Here is a 19151-nt window from a genome sequence, read left to right as displayed (position 1 = left end):
AAACTGGATAATTCAGAACGAAAATATCCATTATACTTGTAAAACAAACTGCGAGGGGAAAGCTATTGCGCATTAGTCGTATCTACAATAATAATGTCGCTCTAGCTACTACCTTTAAAGGCCAGGAAATAGTGGTTATCGGTAAGGGGCTCGCCTTCGGTAAACGCAAAGGCGATATGATAGACCCCACCAAGGTCGAACAGACCTTCGTTCCGGATGCGTCCACTACTAACGAGCGTCTGACCTGGTCTTTAGAGCAGATCCCCTCAGAAATCCTTTCGCTCGCTACAGAGCTAGAGCAGCAGGTCACCCAAAAACACGGTATCAAAATAGCCCACTCTTTTATCATTCCTTTGGCTGACCACCTCAACTATGCCCTTGTACGTGCGCAGGAGGGCGTCACCGTTGACTATCCCCTTACCCTCGAAGTTACGCAGCTTTACCCTACAGAGGTAGAGTTCGGGTATCGCGCCCTGCAGCTAGTGCTCGAACGCACCGGTGTGAAACTACCTGAAAACGAGGCAATACCTCTAGCGCTGCACCTAGTGAACTCGCAGTTTGATTACGAAGATATGAGCAGGACTTTCCGCATGACGGAGGTGTTTGCTCAAATTTTCGATATCATCGGCACCAGCTACGGTCACGAGGTTGATCAGACAGCTATGAGTGTGGCTCGCTTTGTCACCCACCTGCGTTATCTCTTCGTGCGGACCGACCAGAAAGCGCAAGCGCGCGCGTCCGCTGAAACTTCCATGCCGCTCGTAACAGAGGCGATGCGTACCAGTTATCCAAAGGCTTTTGCGTGTGCCCGTAAAGTTTTGTTGCTGCTCGAAATGCACCTGAGTCAGGAGCTCACCGATGATGAGCTGACCTACCTAGCCATTCATATCGCAAGACTTGCCCGCGAGCTGTGGAATGATGACTCAACAGAAACCGTTGATGCGTAAAGTTAATTTAATCTAGGCATACTATTTCTGTTTCTGTGTGGATTTCGTGGTGCTAAGATGCGGAATCTATTTCAATAAAGGCACTCGTTCCAAAATAAAACCACTCAATACAATGAGGGGTCTGTGACCGGTGAATCTGAATCGGTTGCACAGCACATAGATATTGAGAGGACCATTATGGTCACGATAATCGTGGTCGCTCACGGGGGAATCCGCACCAGCGCTTCTCGCTACAGCCCGTATATAATTCTCGGTAATACCGAGAACATTCACCCTTACCTTTATGACGGGAAAGGAGCCAGAAGATCTGACCGAGAAGTACAAGGCAATTATGGGCGAAACGCAGGCTTCGACCGAAACCCTCCTTCTGGTAGATCTCTTTGGCGTAGCCCCTATAACGCGGCGGCACACATAGCAGCAGAAGATTTTAACGTTGATGTTGTTTCGGGTGTTAACGTGCCCATACTGATTGAAACCATCAGCGTAGCCTCACGCAAGAACGCAACCCTCGCGTCCTTAGCCAAAAGCAACCACAGCTGGAACAAAGGGCGTCCGCTCATTCTAGGCAATCATGAACCCACCTAAAACCCAGGACGCCCCCGCCGAAGCGCCAGAACAGGCACCAGCGCAGGTATTGGTTGCACAGACAACTGGCTCTGGATTGCCTCTCCCATTGCCGGTGTTACCTCTGCAATGGGGCGTCAAAATGCTGCCGGCGAAGACATCGATGACGCGGCTATCGCTAACGTCAAAGTTGGTTTGATGAGCCCCATGGCTGGCGTTGGCGACCCCATTTTCTGGGGAACTGTCCGCCCGGTTCTCGCTGCCCTCGTCGCGTCCTTGGCACTCAGCGGTAGCATTCTGGGACCGCTACTCTTCTTCTTTGGCTTGGGTATCTTGTGCTTTGCCACCCGCTGGTACGGCTTCGAGATTGGCTACGAAAAAGGTGTTGAAGTTGTGTCATAGGTCGGTGTTAACACTCTGCGCCGCTTGACCCAGATGGCATCAATTGTCGGTCTATTCGTCATGGGCTCGCTGGCCTCTCAATAGATGTCCATCAACGTTCCCATGGAACTTTCCCGCTACACCAACCACATGTTCACCGGTTTTCCCACCGGGAATCTACCTACTGCCCTCGACCCGGATGCCGGAGACAACACGGCGGATGCACAGGGTAATAACTCAGGTTCCTTCTTCGGTATCGCCGCCGAACGCAAGGCACTAGGATTAGACCCCTCAAACTCGTACCCTTTGACCAACTTGCTCACGCAACTATAAACATCCAGCACTACAAACTGTGGACCCTAAAACTTATTTTTAGGGTCCACACAATTTTATTAAGGTTCGTGCGAGGGAAGTTATTTAGGAGATATCGATATTCGCTATTTTTGCTGCTTGAGTGAGAGTCTTGGTCGCGTACTTTAACCCTTCGACCCTCCCCATTGAGGTATCCTCGTGTTCAATGTTTAGCCACATCTTGGAATCTACTTCGTGCAACGCTTTCATAAACTCTGCCCAGTAGTTCGCATTGTGTCCTACGCCTACAGCCACGAAGTCCCAAGCGGAATCCTGAGGCCATTCATTAACCCATTCATTGCCGCCAATGTTGACCCTGTCTTCTTCGGGAGACAACCTGCGGAATCGCTCATCGAGTACACCAACGATTTCAGCGTTTTCTCGGTTGATGCGAATATCTTTAGCAGCGGCGTGGAATGTAAGATCACCCAGCCATTGAACGGCCTTGATGGGATCCATCTGCTGCCAAAAGAGATGAGAGGCGTCAAGCTCAACACCAATATGCTGAGCGTTTACACGTTCTACTAGTCGCTTAGCTGTTGGTGGGTTGAATACTAGATTCTGTGGATGAAGTTCAATAGCTACTTTGACGCCGTTTTCGGCAGCTAGTTTCTCGATTTCTTGCCAGAAATCTACGGCAACTTCCCACTGGTATTCCAAGGAATCTAGGGTTCCTGAGCTCCATGTATTTACGTGCCAGGCAGGATGCCTGGTGTCAGGTTCTGATCCGGGGAGACCACTCATGGTTACAACTCTAGTTTGTCCCAGTAGCGGGGCAAGTCGAATCGACTTACGTAGATCTTCGGCGTGCTTTTCACCGATTTCGCGGTTGGGGTGGAGGGGATTTCCATTGCAGTTCAGTCCAGCAATTTCAACTCCGGCCGCTCTGAATATGGACAGATAGTCCTCCGCTAGTTCTGGTTGATTTAGGATCTCGTCGATGGGGACATGGACAGGAGGTAAAAACCCGCCAGTGTTGAGTTCATACCCTTTGAGTCCTAGCGACGAAACGACTTTGAGGGCTTCTTCGAGAGTACGGTCGTGGAGAATTGCACTGTAAACACCGAGTTTCATGATGCTCCTGTTGTGTAGAAAACTTCCAAAAATTAATATGTCTATAATTACTATCGCGCTCTAGTTTTATGGATGTCAACTGCGTTCAGGGGATTTGTCTGCGAAGGGGTCTGTAGAACCTGTGGCATGCTTTGTTATTTTGTCAGTACAAACATTGACATGGCTTGTGTTTTGTAGCACTCTAGTTACAGGGACATGTAAATAACAGGCAAAAAGCTTTTGCCGCAGCAAAGGTGAGGATACTTCTCTAATGATCTACGAATTGCTGACCATGGGTCGCATCAGTGTGGATGTTTACCCCAACGACATTGGGGTTGGTCTTGAAGACGTCAATACGTTTGGAAAGTACCTGGGAGGTTCGCCCGCAAACGTAGCCGTTGCAGCTGCTAAATATGGTCATAAAACCTCTGTTATCACTCGCGTAGGTGATGATCCCTTTGGCGTTTACTTACGTCGAGAACTTAACCGCTACGGTTCAGATGACAAGAATGTCTCTGTTGACCCCAAATTGCAAACCTGCGTGACATTTTGCGCCATTAAACCTCCAGAGGACTTCCCCCTCTACTTCTACGGTCGTTTCCCAACTGCCCCAGATTTACAGATTTCCAAGGAAGACATCGATTTTGATGCCGTAAAAAATACCAAAATTTTCTGGACAACACTCACTGGCATGTGCCAGGAGCCGGCTGCTTCAGCCCAGATTGCTGCCCACGAGGTACGTCCCCGTGAAGAGCTAGCTGATGACCAGCACACTATCCTCGACCTCGACTTCCGCCCCATGTTTTGGGAAAACCCAGAAGATGCTACTGAGGCGGCGCAGGAGCTTCTGAAGCATGCAACCATTGCTATCGGTAACCGTGAAGAATGCGCTGTTGCTGTTGGTGATGGTACCCCTGATGAACAGGCTGGCCGACTTTTAGATGCCGGTGTCAAGATTGCTGTGGTCAAGATGGGATCCAAGGGCGTCATGGCTAAAACTGCTGATGGTGCCGTTATTTCCGCACCTACTCCTGTAGAAACAGCTAACGGTTTGGGGGCTGGTGACTCCTTTGGTGGCGCATTCACTCACGGTATTCTTGCAGGCTGGCCGCTTGAGAAAGTGCTAGATTTCGCTAACGCGGCCGGTGCTATCGTTGCCTCCCAAATCGCCTGTTCTGAAGCTATGCCTATTGAGTCAGAAGTAAAAAGTTTTTTGGCTGAGCGCGGCCGCGCTTTCTAAAGGACGTAAGGATTATTTTCATGTCAATAAAACTAAGTGAAGAGCGCGACCCTCGCCGCTATGAACACCTCACCAAGATTCGTCTCGAAGATCCGATCGCGGTTGCCAAAGCTGCAAAAAAACGTAAGAGTCACTCTGGAATCAAATACGGTAAGCAGAACTTCATTGTTGCAGCTGACCACCCCGCACGTGGTGCGAACAAAGTTGGTAGCAACTCGATGGCAATGGCGGACCGTCGCGATCTACTAGATCGACTTCAGATTGCTCTTGAAAATCCTGCCGTTGACGGTATTCTTGCTCAGCCAGATATCCTAGATGATTTGCTCCTGCTGGGGGCTCTTGACGGCAAGCTCGTTTTTGGTTCCATGAACCGCGGTGGCCTGTCAGGGCTAGTTAATGAAATGGATGACCGCTTCACGGGTCACACTGCTGAATCTTTGGTTGCGCTTGGCGCAGATGGTGGCAAAATGCTTACCCGCATTCATTACGGGGATCCCAGCACTGTTGCAACTCTTGAATCGACAGCTCGCGCGATTGACTCGCTGGCTCAGCGCGGTCTTTATGCCATGGTTGAACCGTTTATTTCCGAAACTGTTAGCGGGTCTATTCGCAATGACCTTTCCTCAGATGCAGTTATCAAGTCCGTAGGTATCGCTGCCGCGCTCGGTGAATCAAGTGCTTATACATGGATGAAGTTACCTGTTATCGCAGAGATGGAGCGCGTTATGGCTTCAACTACTCTGCCCACTGTACTTCTTGGTGGTGATCCAACTGGATCCCCAGATGAGGTCTTTGCAAGCTGGCAAGCAGCACTAGCATTACCCGGTGTGCAAGGTCTCACCGTTGGTCGCACCTTGCTTTATCCCGCAGACGGCGACGTCGCAGATGCCGTAGCAACTGCGGCCTCCCTGCTCAATAATTAGTTTTTTGTTCAGAATTATTAGGAAGAAACATACTATGGCTTCTCAGAAACTTTCCGTTAGCCAGGCAATTGTTAAATTCCTGGGTAACCAGTACACCGTTGACCAAATCGGCAACGAAACCTTCCGTGAGCGCACCATCCCCGGCATGTTTGGTATCTTTGGTCACGGTAACGTTGCCGGTATGGGTCAGGCACTACGTCAGTACCAGGAACTTGAGACTGACTTAATGCCATACTATCAGGGTCGCAACGAGCAGGCTCAGGTTCATCAGGCAGTTGGCTATGCTCGCCACACCCGTCGTCGTCAGACCTTCGCAGTGACCACTTCAATTGGTCCTGGTGCTTCTAATATGGTGACCGGTGCAGCTTTGGCTACCACTAACCGCCTTCCTGCCCTTCTCTTCCCCTCCGATCAGTTTGCGACTCGTACTCCTGATCCGGTGCTTCAGCAGCTAGAGCGATTCGATGCTGGTGATGTCACCGTCAATGATATCTTCCGTCCAGTTTCACGCTACTTTGACCGTGTATGGCGCCCGGAGCAGCTCTTCTCCGCAATGCTCAACGGTATGCGTGTACTAACCGATCCGGTCGAAACTGGCGCTGTCACTATTGCTTTGCCACAGGACGTTCAGGCCGAGGTAATTGACATTCCTGAAGAATTCCTTGCTCCCCGTGAGTGGCGTATCCGCCGTCCTGAGGCAGAAGATTCTGATATTGTCGCAGCAGCGCAGTTTATTCGCGCGGCTAAGAAGCCTGTCATCATCGCAGGGGGCGGTGTCCATTATGCTTTCGCTCAGGATGAGCTGAAAAGGTTCGCGGAAGCAACCGGAATCCCCGTAGCTTACACCCAGGCAGCTGTTGGCGTGATGGATTGGGATCACGAACTCTGTCTTGGTGCCGTAGGCTCTACTGGCTCTACTGCTTCTAACGCGCTGGTCCGCGAGGCTGATCTCATCATTGGCATCGGAACCCGCTATGAAGACTTCACCACTGCCTCCCGCACTGCCTTCCAAAACCCGCAGGTCAAGTTCGTCAACATTAACGTTGCCTCTTTTGATGCCTACAAGAATTCCTCGGTCGTTCCTGTTGTGGCAGATGCCCGCAAAGCCCTTATCAAACTCAACGAGGCGGTTTCCGGCTTCACCGTTTCAGCTGAAGAAGCTAGAGAAATCAAGGCAGAAAAAGAACGCTGGGATAAGACCGTCGATGATGCTTTTGCAGAGTGCCACCGTCCGCTTATGAGCCAAAACGAGATTATTGGTGCTGTCAATGAAGCAATGGACGAGCGTGACGTTGTCGTCTGTGCAGCGGGTTCCCTCCCCGGTGACCTCCACAAGATGTGGCGCGTCAAAGATGCCTACGGCTACCACGTAGAATACGCCTACTCCTGCATGGGTTATGAGATTTCCGGTGGCCTGGGCGTCAAGCGTGCCTCCCTAGATGTTAAGGACGGTCGCGACGTCGTCGTCATGGTGGGTGATGGATCCTACCTGATGATGCACACTGAGCTGGTTACCGCGGTTGCTGAAGGCATTAAACTCATTACTGTTCTGATTCAGAACCACGGCTATGCCTCCATCGGCGCTCTCTCAGAATCCCTGGGGTCCCAGCGATTTGGTACCAAGTACCGCAAGCTGGACGAAGCAACCCATAGTTTCGACCACGGTGATAAGCTGCCGATTGATCTGGCAACTAATGCTGAATCCTTAGGTGCACGCGTAATCCGTGTCGCCCCCGGCGAGAGTGTTCGTGAAGATCTGATGAATGCGGTCAAAGAAGCGAAGGCAGCCCCTGAGGGCTCTGGTCCTATCGTCATTCACGTTGAGTCTGATCCGATGCTTGATGCGCCATCCTCTGAATCATGGTGGGACGTTCCTGTTACCGCCGAATCAGAATTGGATTCTACTGCGGAGGCGTACAAGACTTACGCTGGTTGGAAAGCTGCACAGCGACCCCTGCTTGGCTAAAGACTCTAGTCATAAGCTATCGGAGCCGCTGAGCTGGCACATGATGAGCGATGACAAGAACTTATTTATCCATCAATAAATCAATTTTTGAATCCATCGAAGGAGAGAAATGACCTACGAAACTGTTCACTTCATCAAAGGCGAAGAAGTAGCCTCATCAGGCGATAAGCGTCAAGATATTTACAACCCGGCAACCGGAGAAGTAATCGGTTCTTTGCACCTGGGAGGTCCAGAAGAGCTGAAAAAAGTTGTTGAGGTAGCGAAGGAAGCTTCGAAGAGCTGGGCAGAGTTATCCCTTGCCAAGCGCACTGCGGTTCTTTTCCGTTTCCGTGAGCTGTTGGTAGCTAAGACGGATGAATTGGCTGAAATTGTAGTACGTGAGCACGGCAAAGTATTTTCGGATGCTAAGGGAGAAATTGCTCGCGGTCAGGAAATTGTTGAGTACGCTTGTGGAATCACTAACCTGATTTCCGGTGCTTACACGCCTCAGGCAGCAACTGGAATCGATGCATACTCCATGCGTCAGCCTCTAGGTGTGGTTGCAGGTATCACTCCCTTCAACTTCCCCGTTATGATTCAGCTCTGGATGGCACCACTAGCTATCGCTACCGGTAATGCTTTTATCCTAAAGCCCTCCGAGCGTGATCCTGGGGCTGCCAATTTTATTGCTAAGCTCTGGAAAGAGGCAGGTCTTCCTGATGGCGTCTTTAACGTTTTGCACGGTGATAAAGAGATGGTTGATGGGTTGCTAACCCACCCTGACGTCGAGGGTATTTCCTTTGTCGGTTCTACCCCGATTGCAAAATATGTTTACGAGACGGGTGTTGTGCACGGTAAGCGAGTTCAAGCTCTGGGTGGCGCCAAGAACCACGCTCTGATTATGCCCGATGCTGACATGGATGTTGTAGCTGACCACCTCTCTGCAGCAGCTTTCGGTGCAGCTGGTCAGCGCTGCATGGCTATTTCTGTTGCCGTTGCTGTTGGGGACGCGGCTGAAGTTACCATCGAGAAGGTAGCGGAGCAAGCAAAGGATATCAAGGTCTCTAACGGCATGGACAAGGATGCTGACATGGGACCGCTTATCACCCCTGTTTCCCGTGACCGCGTCAAGCGCATCATCACTGAAGCTGAAGAAGCTGGTGCAGCTGTTGTTGTTGACGGTCGTGACCTGGTGGTTGAGGGTCACGAGAATGGCTATTTCGTTGGACCTACCATTTTGGACAAGGTTAAGACTGAAATGGCAGCTTATGGGGAAGAGGTCTTTGGTCCTGTTCTAGTTGTTGTACGGGTTGAATCTCTGGCGGAGGGTATTGAGCTCATTAACTCAAATCCCTTTGGTAACGGCACCTGCATCTTTACCTCTTCGGGTGCTGCTGCCCGTCGTTTCACCCGTGATATCAAGGTGGGTATGGTTGGCGTCAACGTTCCTCTGCCTGTTCCTTTGGCCAACCACTCCTTTGGTGGTTGGAATGACTCCCTCTTCGGTGAACACCATGTATATGGCGAAGAAGGTGTGCAGTTCTACACTCGTAAGAAGGCTATTACTCAGCGTTGGCCTGAGCCTAAACAAGCCTCTGGTGCATCTTTCAACTTTGAGTCTCGCAACAACGATTAGAAGCTGAATGCATAAGCTGGTTGGATAATATAACGACTAAGTGTCGCTACCTCTTTGGATGTAGCGACACTTTTTATTTCTGCGGTAAGAAGCCCCAAGACATATGGTGCATAACTATGAAAGATATTTGGACAAAATAAAATTTACAAAACGTTGTCGCAGGTGACCACGAACACTTTAATTGATAGTATGTCAGTACATAGAAATGTGAAGCGTAAAGAAAAATCAGTGCTCAGCACTGCTGATGAAAGTATGTAAGCGATGTCCGAGAACAAGCTAATCATCGGTACAGCTCCCGACTCGTGGGGTGTATGGTTCCCTGAAGATAGCCAGCAGACACCATGGCAAAGATTCCTTGACGAAGTGGCCGAAGCTGGTTACAAGTGGATTGAACTGGGGCCATATGGGTACTTGCCTGCCGATCCAGAAACCCTCGCAAAAGAGCTAAAAGAACGAGACCTGCGGGTTTCTGCTGGCACTGTTTTTACAGCTTTTCATCGAGGTCTTGACCAGTGGGACCTTGCTTGGGAGCCTGCTCGCAAGGTAGCAGAGCTAACTGCTGCTATGGGTGCTGAGCATATTGTCGTGATTCCTGCTCTCTGGCGCGATGATAAGACGGGTAAGGAGCTCGAACCCGCGACTCTTACCGACAAGCAGTGGAGGGATCTCGCTGCTGGTCATAACCGCTTGGGTGAAACTCTTCAAAAAGAATTTGGTCTCTTTCAGCAGTTTCATTCCCACGCCGATTCTCACGTGGAAACCATGGAAGAGATTGAAAAGTTTCTATCGGTTACCGATCCCAAGCTGGTAACCCTTTGTCTTGATACCGGGCACGCTGAATACGGGGGAGTATCCTCCGTTGAACTTATTGAAAAGTATCCTGAGCGTATCGGTTATCTGCATCTCAAGCAGGTCGACCCTAAAATCGTCGCTCAGGTGCGCGCTGAAGAGATGTCATTTTCTAAGGCTGTGCGTCTTGGTGCAATGTGCGAACCGCCCTACGGCTTGCCTGATCTCTCAAAGGTTATCGAGGTCGCAGAGTCATTGGGGCGTCCATTTTTCGGTATCGTGGAACAGGATATGTATCCGGTTGATTCTTTTGACACGCCTCTTCCTATCGCCAAGCGCACTAAGTCGTACCTGCTCGGATGCGGATCTCGCACAACCATTAGCTAACAATATTTGTTAGCACCTCATGTTGATGTCCGGTTAAGCCTTATCAACATGAACTTCCTAACGATAATAAAGGAGAAGATTGACATGTCTAATGAACTTCGTGTCGCTGTTGTTGGCGCAGGACGCATGGGATTTGACCACATCAAGCGAATTGAATCTGACCGCATTAAGGGTGCCCGTGTTGTTGCGGTAGTTGATATCAATGAAGAAGTAGCGCAGCGTGCGGTGGAGGGCATTGAAGACGTAAAGATTTACACGGACTTCCATAAAGCTATTGAATCTAAGGGTGTAGATGCTGTTCTTATCGCAACTCCCGGGTTCTTGCATGCACCTGTACTGATGCCTGCTATTGAAGCTGGACTCCCTGTTCTTTGCGAAAAGCCACTAACTCCTGATTCTGCATCCTCATGGGAAATTGTGCAGGCGGAGGTTGAGGCTGATAAAAAGCTAGTTCAAGTTGGCTTTATGCGTCGTTTTGACGGTGGCTACCGCACTATTCGTGCAGCCGTAGAGTCAGGTCTGTCAGGCGAACTTTTGCAACTTGAGTGTGAGCATATCAACCCTGACGTCCCTGAATCTTATACTGGTCGCAACTTGATTGATGACACTGTAGTCCATGAATTCGATGGCGTTCGCTTTTTGACTGGAGAAGAAATCAAGACTGTACGCGCTCTGCACGGAAAAAAGAGCAAGTACGCAACTGGTGAGCTTCAGGACCCAGCTAAGGTCATTATGGAAACTGAATCTGGCATTCTGGTGACTGTAAACACCCATGTGACTTCTCAGTACGGTTACTCTGTGACTACCAAGGCTATCTTTGAGGACAACCACCTCTCAGTAGGTAATGACCTAGTGAATTCCAGCTTCGAACCACGTTTTGTCGATGCTTATGATCAGGAGGTTCAGGCATGGGTTGACGCTGCTCTCAAGGGTGAGCAGACTGGTCCTTCTGCCTGGGACGGTTACGCAGCAGCTGCCTGCTGTGAAGCAGGGCTTGCCGCTTTGGAGTCGGGTGAAGCTGTTGCTGTTGAGCTGAACGAGAAGCCTGATCTTTATAAATAATTTGATGGTTCTCTAAGTGTGGGCGCTCGTTCCCTGTCTACAGGGAACGAGCGCCTAACTAGTTGCAGAGCGGTGTTGAGGTGAATTTTTTAAAATTTTCTCAACTTTTAGAAATTGACCATTGTCCATATGACCTAACAAAAGTATAGTGTCATATAACACATGAGATGGTGGAGGCTATGGTCTTTACCTTACGAAAGGAAAGCAGAGGAAATTCTATGAAGATTGCCTTGGACCCCACACCCTTCCACCACTCACATGGACTTTTGGAGTTTCCTCAGCTAGCTAAAGACCTTGACTACGATTATCTTCAACTGACCCCACATGCAGACTTCATTCCGTTCTTCAATCACCCCAAGGCTGATGACGATCTTGTGAAGAAAATGGCTCAGGCGTGCAAGGACGCAGAGATTGAGATTGCTTCTCTTCTCCCTGTCCTCCGTTGGTCTTCTCCTGACCCGGATGCCCGTGAAGCAGCCGTGCGCTATTGGAAGCGGGTAATTCAGATTGCTGTCGACCTAGGAGTAGATCAGATCGGCACGGAGTTCTCTGGTCGCCCTGAAAAAGCTGAAGAATCAGAGCGAGCTTTTTACCGTTCAATGGAAGAATTACTTCCGCTTATTGAGCGTGAAGGAATTCACGTAGCGATTGACCCTCATCCTGATGACTTTGTCGAACAAGGTATTGCAGCCTGGAGGGTTATTCGAGGGGTCAATTCTAAGAATATCGGCATGGTTTACGTGGCACCTCATACTTTCCATATGGTTGATGCGCCCTTAGACATCATGCGTGAGGCTAAAGAAGGTATTCGTATTGTTCACGTAGCTGACACCATGGACCACCATCGTTCGCATGGTCTGCGCTACATTACAAATCCTCCCGGCAATCCTGTACGAGTTCATCAGCATCTAAAAATTGGTGATGGCGATGTTAATTGGCAAGAATTTTTTGGTGGCCTTCATGAGATTGGTTTCCTGGATTCTGAAAAAACCGTCATGTGCTCATCAGTATTCGCGGAAGACGAAAAAGCAATTGAGGTCTCCAAGTACCAAATTGCAACCATGAAAGAAAAAATTGCTCAAGCTAAGAGCAACTAGCCCTAAATTCTTTAGGGTTTTGTAGACAAAGGAGTCAATTATGTCAGGACATTCCGTCTCAGCTTCTGAGACGAACCTGCCCCCTCTAACTAGGGGACCGCACAGTAAGCGCCTAGGCCAGGTGGCCGTCGTAGCAACTCTTGGTGGGCTTCTCTTCGGTTATGACACCGGCGTGATTAACGGTGCGCTGGAACCTATGAGCGCCGAGCTCGGCTTGACTGAGCAGAGCATCGGTCTCGTAACTGCGACCCTTTTGTTGGGTGCTGCTTTGGGCGCGTTGACTATCGGCTACCTCTCAGACTCAATCGGGCGTAAAAAGACCATTTTGTTGCTGGCAATAATCTTCTTTCTTGGTGCGGTCCTCTGTGCTGTTGCTCCTAATCTGAGTATTCTTTTGGTGGGCCGTGTTTTCTTAGGTATCGGCGTTGGTGGCGCATCCACCGTTGTCCCTGTGTTCCTCTCAGAACTTGCCCCATATGAAATCCGTGGCTCCCTCTCGGGTCGTAACGAGATGATGATTGTTGTTGGTCAGTTGGCGGCATTCGTTGTGAACGCAATTCTGGGTACTACGCTTGGGCACCTAGAACACGTATGGCGTTTCATGCTCGCTATCTGCGCAATACCAGCAATCTTCCTCTTTATCGGTATGCTTCGTATGCCTGAGTCTCCTCGTTGGCTACTTTCAAAGGGCCGCAAGGAAGAAGCTTTCGATATCCTGCGTACTATCCGCTCAGAAGAGCGTGCCGCAGCAGAAATCCGCGATATTGAATACACTCTGGAAAAAGAAAATCGTATGGTTTCACCCAGCGTGGGCTCAATGTTCAAAGACAAGTGGATTCTTCGAATTATCTTCGTTGGTGTCGCCTTGGCGGTATTCCAGCAGTTTACCGGCATCAACTCCATCATGTACTACGGAACTATCGTTCTCGAGGACGCCGGATTCTCTCGTCAGGCCGCGCTCATTGCTAATATCGCCCCCGGTGTTATTGCGGTTATTGGTGCTTTTATTGCGCTGTGGATGATGGAACGAGTTAACCGCCGAACCACCGTTATTACGGGTTATTCGTTGGTAACTCTTTTGCACTTGGCTATCGGTACGAGTTCTCTGCTGATCCCTGTTGAGTCATCAATTCGTCCTTGGGTTTTGCTTTTCTTCATCGTTGGATTTGTTGGTTCAATGCAAACTTTCTTGAACGTAGCAACCTGGGTTCTCCTGTCTGAGATTTTCCCCCAGCAAATCCGAGCTTTCGGCATGGGTTTCTCCGTTCTCTGCCTGTGGCTGGCTAACGCATTTGTAGCTTTCAACTTCCCTATTGTTCTAAGCGCAGTTGGTCTTAATAACACCTTCTTTGGTTTCGCTGTTATCAACGCGATAGCCGTACTGGTGATGTGGAAGTTCCTACCCGAAACCCGTGGTAAGTCACTTGAAGAAGTTGAGGTTGGTGTTACTACTGGTGCAATTTACGTGGTCAAGCCCAAAGAAAACCACTAAAACTTATCTCTTTTGAGAGCTCTAAGGTGTTGTGTCATATCTATGACACAACACCTTATTTGTTCACGTATTAAAATTAAGCTGCGTTGATAACTCGAAAAGGGGACACCATATGAAAATTACAATGGAGGATGTAGCCAAAGAAGCGGGAGTATCTCGTGCTCTTGTATCGCTAGCCTACCGAAATGCTCCTGGAGTAAGCACACAAACCCGACAACGAATCCTGTCCGTTGGCGAAAAACTAGGATACGTACACAACACGATTGCCGCGCAATTGGCGACCCGTACTAAGCGCACCGTAGGAGTATTTATTCCGGATCTCCACAATGATGTTTTTGCTGATATTCATGATGGGATCCACGCTCGAATTCAGGAAGGCGACTCACGCTTAGTCCTTTCCGTGGGCAAACCTGATGGTTCTTTAGACGAGAAAAGTCTGAGGTCGCTGCAAGAGACCCAATCTGACGTGATTATCGCGCTCGGTCTAACCTTGCCTGACAAAATCGTTACCCAGTATGCGCGGAAGTGCCCCATTGTGATAGTTGAGCGTCAAGTTGCCGGTCTTGATGCTGTGACAGCCAATTCTAGGCTGGGAGGCAGAATGGCAACCGAACACCTGCTGTCGTTAGGCTGCAAAAATATAGTTTTTCTCATGAACCCACCTCTCGACGGGTACTATGAGCGCCTAGATGGATACAAAGAAGCGATGAGGGAAGCTGCGCTGGATCCTGTCACTGTTCAATCTACTTACTTACGTTCAGATGCGCGCCAAGTAACACACCAATTACTGGATTCGGGGAGTAAACCTGATGCCATACTTTCCCATAACGACCGGTCAGCACTGGGTGTACTCGACGCTTTGATTGAAAGAGGTCTTAGACCGGGCGTAGATATCGCTGTGATGGGCTATGACAACACAGAAGCATCCGCAGCACCTGGAACAAGCTTAAGTACTGTCGATATTAGGGGGTTTGAGCTGGGGCGTATTGCAGCAGGAATAGCTTTAGAACGTATTGCAAGACCTATAGAAAAACCTCAGATTAGGGTTCTTGACCCACAGCTCGTACTACGTCAAACAACAAGTTTTAGCGGTAACGGACCCGAACACTAGCTCCTAGGACGCGCAGTGGTTCGTCTGTGAACAAGAGAGGGTTTTGCAGGTAGAGCCCTTCGGTAATAAGTTTGCCTTGGCCCGCCTGGGCGACTAAACACCTAAGATCTGCCTGGGTTAGCTCCTCGAATTCGTATCCTACACTAGTCATTTGTAGGTGCCGAGAGGACAAATAGCCCTTCAACTCCCTGACTTAGAACATCTGAAATCGCATCCTTTTCCTTACATGTTTCCGTAAGCGGCGTTATGTTGCGGTGTGGACCTGACTCACAGAAATCTTCCCCTTGCACATACGCGGTATCGGTATCGGAGTGTCTGTCTTCTTCGGATAGCTTATTAACGGCTTCTTAGCTCTCTTCTTGCCCACTCTCATCGCTGGGCTGGGAGTTACTGGAGTATTCTTTCTGTTTGCCGCTATTGGGGTCATAGCATTCATTTTCGTGCTTACTTAAGTCCCGGAAACTCGCGGTCGCACTCTAGGGGTGTTAGAGGATGACGTCACTACTGGAGTGATGTATATCGTCAAAAAGGAGCAAAGTAAAACTTCTGCCGAAAACTAGATACTGTAGATAAAAACGTGCGCCGGTTCCATATTTAGTCAGTGGCTTCATATGGAACCGGCACACTCTATATACAGCTAGGCTAGGCAGAGATCAGCCCCTTGAGGTAATCGAGTGACACCCTAGCATCAGCAATTGGACCTTCCCCCGCTGTCGGCTCTTCGTGAATTACGTTGTCCTGTTCAAGAACGTACCAGCCATCGAAGCCAGCTTTCTCCAAAGAAGAAACAATCTTAGCAATATCTATATCGCCTTGACCTAGCGGGCGATACATTCCCTCAACAACGGCGTCGTAATAGGTCTGCTCACCCGCTTGCACACGGCGGGCAAACTCAAGTTTGACGTCCTTCAAATGAACATGGGAAATGCGATCGGCATGATCAACCGCAAACTGAACAGGGTCGATGCCACCAATAAACATATGACCGGTATCAAAGCAGATGTTCACCGAGGACCCCGAGAGAATATGATTCACATCATCCTTATTCTCTACCATGGTGCCAGCATGGGGGTGCAACGCCACCGAAACCCCAACCTTCTGAGCTGCCTCTAGAATCCGATCAATATTAGTGTAGACAGTTGCCCAACCTGCTTCATCCAGAACCGGACGGTCTGCATCGTAACCGTCTATGCCGGTGGCGGCAGCCAGAACTAGGGTTTTACCACCAGCAGCAACAAACCCCTCCAGCTCTTTCTCAATGGTGGGAAGAGGGGCAACCTCAGCATCATGCAGCACAACAGGAACAAAGCCACCTACAGCAACCATATTATTGTCTTTCAGAACTGCTGCCTTATCAGCAGGGGCATCGGGCAAGAAACCTTCAGGGCCAAATTCAGTTGCTTCAAAACCAAGCTCCTTCATCTCTGCCAAAACACGTTCGGGCTGCATCTGGTGTCCCCAGCCGGGAACCTCGCAGACACCCCATGAAATTGGTGCTGATGCAATACGCGCCATGGTATTCTCCTTTTCTTTTTAGGTGGGTTTAGCGGTGTAGGAAATCGGAGCCAGCGCTACTGGTGCCCTCGACAAATTCAACAGGCTCCCAAGCGCGGGTCTCAACTGATTTTTCAGCAGCTGAAACTACGCGATTTGCTAGGAGGGCGTCACTGATGTCAGCATGGACGTTTTCCTTGCCTAGGTATGCCTTAAGAAATTTATAAGCTTCGATAACTTTCAAGTCGTCATAGCCCATAGCAGTGCCTGCGCCGGGCTGAAAGCGGGAAAAATCTCCGAAATCAGGTCCGGCATAGATTGTGGTGTAGCCAAGCGCCGTTCCCTGCTGCCTTAGAGCTAATTGGAGCTCGTTCATACGCTGGAAGTCCCAGCGCAAGGATCCTTCAGTTCCGTATATCTCTAGTGAGTATTCTGCGCGTGGACCCACAGCAACACGGGATGACTCAAGCATTCCAACGGCACCGTTTGCAAAACGTACGAGCAAACCAGCGTAGTCTTCGTTTTCTACTGGCGCCATCTCCCCATCCTCAATAACGGCAAAATGGGTGGCTGAACCCATGGGAAGTTTGGGACGCTCTGAGTAAACGGTCTTTGTTATCGCGTTAACCTCGCTGATAGGTCCTACTAGGTAGTGGGTAAGGTCAGCTAAATGTCCCATGAGATCGCCGAGGACACCAGTACCAGCTAATTTGCGCAGGAAACGCCACGAGAGGGCTCCGTTAGGTTCAGACGAATAATCAGCCAAGAAAGCGCCGCGGACATTAGTGATAGTTCCGAGCTGCCCCTCAGTAATGATTTTTCGCGCATATTCGATAGCCGGCGCTGAACGATAGTTGAAACCTACCGCAGTGGTAACCTTTGCTTGCGCTGCAGCTGATGCAATTTCGAATGTTTCATGCTCCGACCTCCCTGCTGGTTTTTCTATCCAGAATGCCTTCCCGGCCGCTGCCGCTGCTACACCCATTTCAGCGTGGAGGAAATTAGGAGCGCAGATGGAAACAATATCTATATCTGGATTAGCTAGTACTTCACGGTAGTCAGTGGTACCAGTTTCGTAACCTAGAACGTCAATTGCATATTGAATGCGTTCCTGCGATGTATCGGCCACCTGAAGCAAGCGGGTCTTGATGTTAAGTTCTGGATACAGTTGTGGAACTGCCGTGTAAGCACGCGTATGCACCTTACCCATCCAGCCCACACTGATGAGACCTATGTTAAGGGTTCTGGTATCTGCCATTGGAGTGCGCCTTTCTATAAGGACGAGTCTTAGCTGCGGTATCGTCATCGACACCACAATACTTTGTGCTTACAAACTATCTTAGTGGTCTAGGACAAGTTTTGAAAGGGCGTGGGGGAGATCACACTATTTTTACGTATGTACTTCTGGAAATAGTAAACGGTAGCGCTAGAGGAAACTCTTAAAACCCCTAGCGCTACCGTTGTTGAGAGTTACTCTCGAACCTCTACTTGAGCCCCTTGAAGATCAGCTGATTTCACAATAGCCTCAATAACCCTCAGCGTGTGTAATCCACCTGCAAAAGAAGCACATGGCTGAAGATGGTCATTGACTTCAGCAATCTGTTCAATGAAGGCGCGGGCCTGGAAAGCAAAGTTTTGACCGTAGCTGTATCCAACACCGGGCGCGTCCATTGCCATAGAGCTGGCGTAGAAAGGCGTATGGTCATTAATGACGACGGTGCGCGGTCCGCTATAGCCAGCAGGTGCGCTTGCGTCCGAATAAGTAAATTCTGCAGGCCGTAGAATATCCCAACTAGCTGAGGCGTTTGGACCATGGATTGCGTAAGTCTGACCGTTGGGATTACCGAAAGCTACTCGGGAAATTGTGTATGTTCCGATAGCTCCATTTTCAAACTCACAAGTAAACGTTGCAGAATCTTCGTTTTCTACGGGCTCTGACTTGTCTGATAGATCCACAAAATTGTGCCCTACCACTGCGGTCGCGGGTAAAAAGCGTTCCTTGATGCTGGTGGAAAAATACGCCCCGCGGATTGTTTTGATTCTTCCGTTGAGGAACTCGCCTGTGTCAATGGTGTGTGAACCAAGGTCGCCGAGTGCTCCCGAACCCGGTGCACCTTTGAAGCGCCAGCTCATAGGTGCCTGGGGGTCAGATGCGTAATCGCAGAGGTAGTTGGAGATGAAGTTTGATACTTGTCCAAATTCTTGACTGTCAATCTTGTCTTTAATGGCTAGTAGTGCAGGAGTGCGACGGACTGTATACCCTGTAGCTGTCACTAACTTGTCGCCATATTGTTTTTCAAGATCCGCCATGGCCTCGGCATCCTCAATTGAGCCAGCAAGTGGCTTCTCGCAAAGAACGTGCTTGCCGGCCTCAAGGAGACCCCTTGCAATGGGTAGATGGAGATGATTTCCCACCACAATGGAAACGGCATCTATTTCTGGGTCGCGAGCTACCTCCGTCCAATCGGCGTACACCTTCTCGAAACCATAACGGGCAGCGGCATCTTTTGCCAAGGGCAGATTAGCATCTGCAATGGCAGCAAGGTGAATGCTTGGGATTGTCTTTCCGGATTGGATAGCGGATGCCATGCGGTAACCGTAGGCATGGCCTTGTCCTGCCATGCCTGCGCCGATGACTGCTACGCGAATTACATTAGGGGACATTTGACTTCTCTTCCG

General features: G+C 49.7%; 17 protein-coding genes. 13 read left to right on the top strand and 4 right to left on the bottom strand.

The annotated features are described in order from the left end of the window. The first annotated feature begins 65 nt into the window (after positions 1 to 65). From JR346_RS09775 to JR346_RS09760, 4 genes are all read left to right on the top strand, one after another. Positions 66 to 947 carry a PRD domain-containing protein gene (locus JR346_RS09775; protein WP_205482396.1) on the top strand — a complete coding sequence of 294 codons (882 nt, stop codon included), beginning with the start codon at positions 66 to 68 and terminating at the stop codon, positions 945 to 947. Positions 948 to 1070: 123 nt separating this feature from the next. Then, entirely contained in the window at positions 1071 to 1532 is a 462-nt protein-coding gene (locus tag JR346_RS09770) for a hypothetical protein (protein WP_205482395.1), read from the top strand. Positions 1533 to 1640: 108 nt separating this feature from the next. Beyond that, complete coding sequence (locus JR346_RS09765) at positions 1641 to 1913, top strand: PTS system mannose/fructose/sorbose family transporter subunit IID (RefSeq protein WP_240333949.1); 273 nt, start codon at positions 1641 to 1643, stop codon at positions 1911 to 1913. 84 nt (positions 1914 to 1997) lie between these two features. Continuing rightward, on the top strand, positions 1998 to 2225 hold the full coding sequence (locus tag JR346_RS09760) for a hypothetical protein (RefSeq protein ID WP_205482394.1): 228 nt from the start codon (positions 1998 to 2000) through the stop codon (positions 2223 to 2225). An 84-nt stretch (positions 2226 to 2309) separates the two neighbouring features. On the opposite strand, the gene JR346_RS09755 is transcribed toward JR346_RS09760, so the two are convergent. After that, entirely contained in the window at positions 2310 to 3317 is a 1008-nt protein-coding gene (locus tag JR346_RS09755; RefSeq protein ID WP_205482393.1) for a sugar phosphate isomerase/epimerase, read from the bottom strand. Between the two features lie 250 nt (positions 3318 to 3567). Between JR346_RS09755 and iolC the strand changes: the two genes are divergently transcribed. The 9 genes from iolC to JR346_RS09710 all read left to right on the top strand — a co-directional run bounded on the left by iolC (position 3568) and on the right by JR346_RS09710 (position 14978). Further along, positions 3568 to 4536, top strand: coding sequence for a 5-dehydro-2-deoxygluconokinase (iolC, locus tag JR346_RS09750; protein WP_205482392.1), 969 nt, complete (start codon positions 3568 to 3570; stop codon positions 4534 to 4536). Between the two features lie 20 nt (positions 4537 to 4556). Further along, positions 4557 to 5459 (top strand): deoxyribose-phosphate aldolase, encoded by a 903-nt coding sequence (locus tag JR346_RS09745; RefSeq protein WP_205482391.1) that lies wholly within the window; start codon positions 4557 to 4559, stop codon positions 5457 to 5459. 34 nt (positions 5460 to 5493) lie between these two features. Then, positions 5494 to 7425: a 3D-(3,5/4)-trihydroxycyclohexane-1,2-dione acylhydrolase (decyclizing) gene (iolD, locus tag JR346_RS09740; protein WP_205482390.1), complete on the top strand. Its 1932-nt coding sequence runs from the start codon at positions 5494 to 5496 to the stop codon at positions 7423 to 7425. Positions 7426 to 7534: 109 nt separating this feature from the next. Next, on the top strand, positions 7535 to 9040 hold the full coding sequence (locus tag JR346_RS09735) for a CoA-acylating methylmalonate-semialdehyde dehydrogenase (RefSeq protein WP_205482389.1): 1506 nt from the start codon (positions 7535 to 7537) through the stop codon (positions 9038 to 9040). Positions 9041 to 9301: 261 nt separating this feature from the next. Then, positions 9302 to 10216 (top strand): sugar phosphate isomerase/epimerase, encoded by a 915-nt coding sequence (locus JR346_RS09730; protein WP_205482388.1) that lies wholly within the window; start codon positions 9302 to 9304, stop codon positions 10214 to 10216. An 84-nt stretch (positions 10217 to 10300) separates the two neighbouring features. Beyond that, positions 10301 to 11278 (top strand): Gfo/Idh/MocA family protein, encoded by a 978-nt coding sequence (locus JR346_RS09725; RefSeq protein WP_205482387.1) that lies wholly within the window; start codon positions 10301 to 10303, stop codon positions 11276 to 11278. Between the two features lie 218 nt (positions 11279 to 11496). Further along, complete coding sequence (locus JR346_RS09720; protein WP_205482386.1) at positions 11497 to 12375, top strand: sugar phosphate isomerase/epimerase family protein; 879 nt, start codon at positions 11497 to 11499, stop codon at positions 12373 to 12375. A 40-nt stretch (positions 12376 to 12415) separates the two neighbouring features. Continuing rightward, on the top strand, positions 12416 to 13867 hold the full coding sequence (locus JR346_RS09715; protein WP_205482385.1) for a sugar porter family MFS transporter: 1452 nt from the start codon (positions 12416 to 12418) through the stop codon (positions 13865 to 13867). A gap of 112 nt (positions 13868 to 13979) precedes the next feature. Beyond that, positions 13980 to 14978, top strand: a complete 999-nt coding sequence (locus JR346_RS09710) for a LacI family DNA-binding transcriptional regulator (RefSeq protein WP_240333948.1) — start codon at positions 13980 to 13982, stop codon at positions 14976 to 14978. 642 nt (positions 14979 to 15620) lie between these two features. Here JR346_RS09710 and JR346_RS09705 read toward each other — a convergent pair. The 3 genes from JR346_RS09705 to JR346_RS09695 all read right to left on the bottom strand — a co-directional run bounded on the left by JR346_RS09705 (position 15621) and on the right by JR346_RS09695 (position 19136). Next, complete coding sequence (locus JR346_RS09705; RefSeq protein WP_205482384.1) at positions 15621 to 16493, bottom strand: TIM barrel protein; 873 nt, start codon at positions 16491 to 16493, stop codon at positions 15621 to 15623. 28 nt (positions 16494 to 16521) lie between these two features. Continuing rightward, the gene (locus JR346_RS09700; RefSeq protein ID WP_205482383.1) at positions 16522 to 17730 is read right to left on the bottom strand and encodes a Gfo/Idh/MocA family protein; all 1209 of its coding nucleotides are present in this window, start codon (positions 17728 to 17730) and stop codon (positions 16522 to 16524) included. A 212-nt stretch (positions 17731 to 17942) separates the two neighbouring features. After that, entirely contained in the window at positions 17943 to 19136 is a 1194-nt protein-coding gene (locus JR346_RS09695) for a Gfo/Idh/MocA family protein (protein WP_205482382.1), read from the bottom strand. Positions 19137 to 19151 lie beyond the last annotated feature (15 nt).

The organism is Rothia sp. ZJ932, from assembly GCF_016924835.1.
GTDB lineage: Bacteria > Actinomycetota > Actinomycetes > Actinomycetales > Micrococcaceae > Rothia.
The sequence above is the reverse complement of the archived record's forward strand: the minus strand, read 5'-3'. Positions and strand labels throughout refer to the sequence as shown.

Bases quoted from the DNA above. Each gene is read 5' to 3' on its own strand.
- JR346_RS09765 (WP_240333949.1), top strand. From the start codon at position 1,641: ATGGGGCGTCAAAATGCTGCCGGCGAAGACATCGATGACGCGGCTATC.
- JR346_RS09760 (WP_205482394.1), top strand. From the start codon at position 1,998: ATGTCCATCAACGTTCCCATGGAACTTTCCCGCTACACCAACCACATG.
- JR346_RS09755 (WP_205482393.1), bottom strand. From the start codon at position 3,317: ATGAAACTCGGTGTTTACAGTGCAATTCTCCACGACCGTACTCTCGAA.
- iolC (WP_205482392.1), top strand. From the start codon at position 3,568: ATGATCTACGAATTGCTGACCATGGGTCGCATCAGTGTGGATGTTTAC.
- JR346_RS09745 (WP_205482391.1), top strand. From the start codon at position 4,557: ATGTCAATAAAACTAAGTGAAGAGCGCGACCCTCGCCGCTATGAACAC.
- iolD (WP_205482390.1), top strand. From the start codon at position 5,494: ATGGCTTCTCAGAAACTTTCCGTTAGCCAGGCAATTGTTAAATTCCTG.
- JR346_RS09735 (WP_205482389.1), top strand. From the start codon at position 7,535: ATGACCTACGAAACTGTTCACTTCATCAAAGGCGAAGAAGTAGCCTCA.
- JR346_RS09730 (WP_205482388.1), top strand. From the start codon at position 9,302: ATGTCCGAGAACAAGCTAATCATCGGTACAGCTCCCGACTCGTGGGGT.
- JR346_RS09725 (WP_205482387.1), top strand. From the start codon at position 10,301: ATGTCTAATGAACTTCGTGTCGCTGTTGTTGGCGCAGGACGCATGGGA.
- JR346_RS09720 (WP_205482386.1), top strand. From the start codon at position 11,497: ATGAAGATTGCCTTGGACCCCACACCCTTCCACCACTCACATGGACTT.
- JR346_RS09715 (WP_205482385.1), top strand. From the start codon at position 12,416: ATGTCAGGACATTCCGTCTCAGCTTCTGAGACGAACCTGCCCCCTCTA.
- JR346_RS09710 (WP_240333948.1), top strand. From the start codon at position 13,980: ATGAAAATTACAATGGAGGATGTAGCCAAAGAAGCGGGAGTATCTCGT.
- JR346_RS09705 (WP_205482384.1), bottom strand. From the start codon at position 16,493: ATGGCGCGTATTGCATCAGCACCAATTTCATGGGGTGTCTGCGAGGTT.
- JR346_RS09700 (WP_205482383.1), bottom strand. From the start codon at position 17,730: ATGGCAGATACCAGAACCCTTAACATAGGTCTCATCAGTGTGGGCTGG.
- JR346_RS09695 (WP_205482382.1), bottom strand. From the start codon at position 19,136: ATGTCCCCTAATGTAATTCGCGTAGCAGTCATCGGCGCAGGCATGGCA.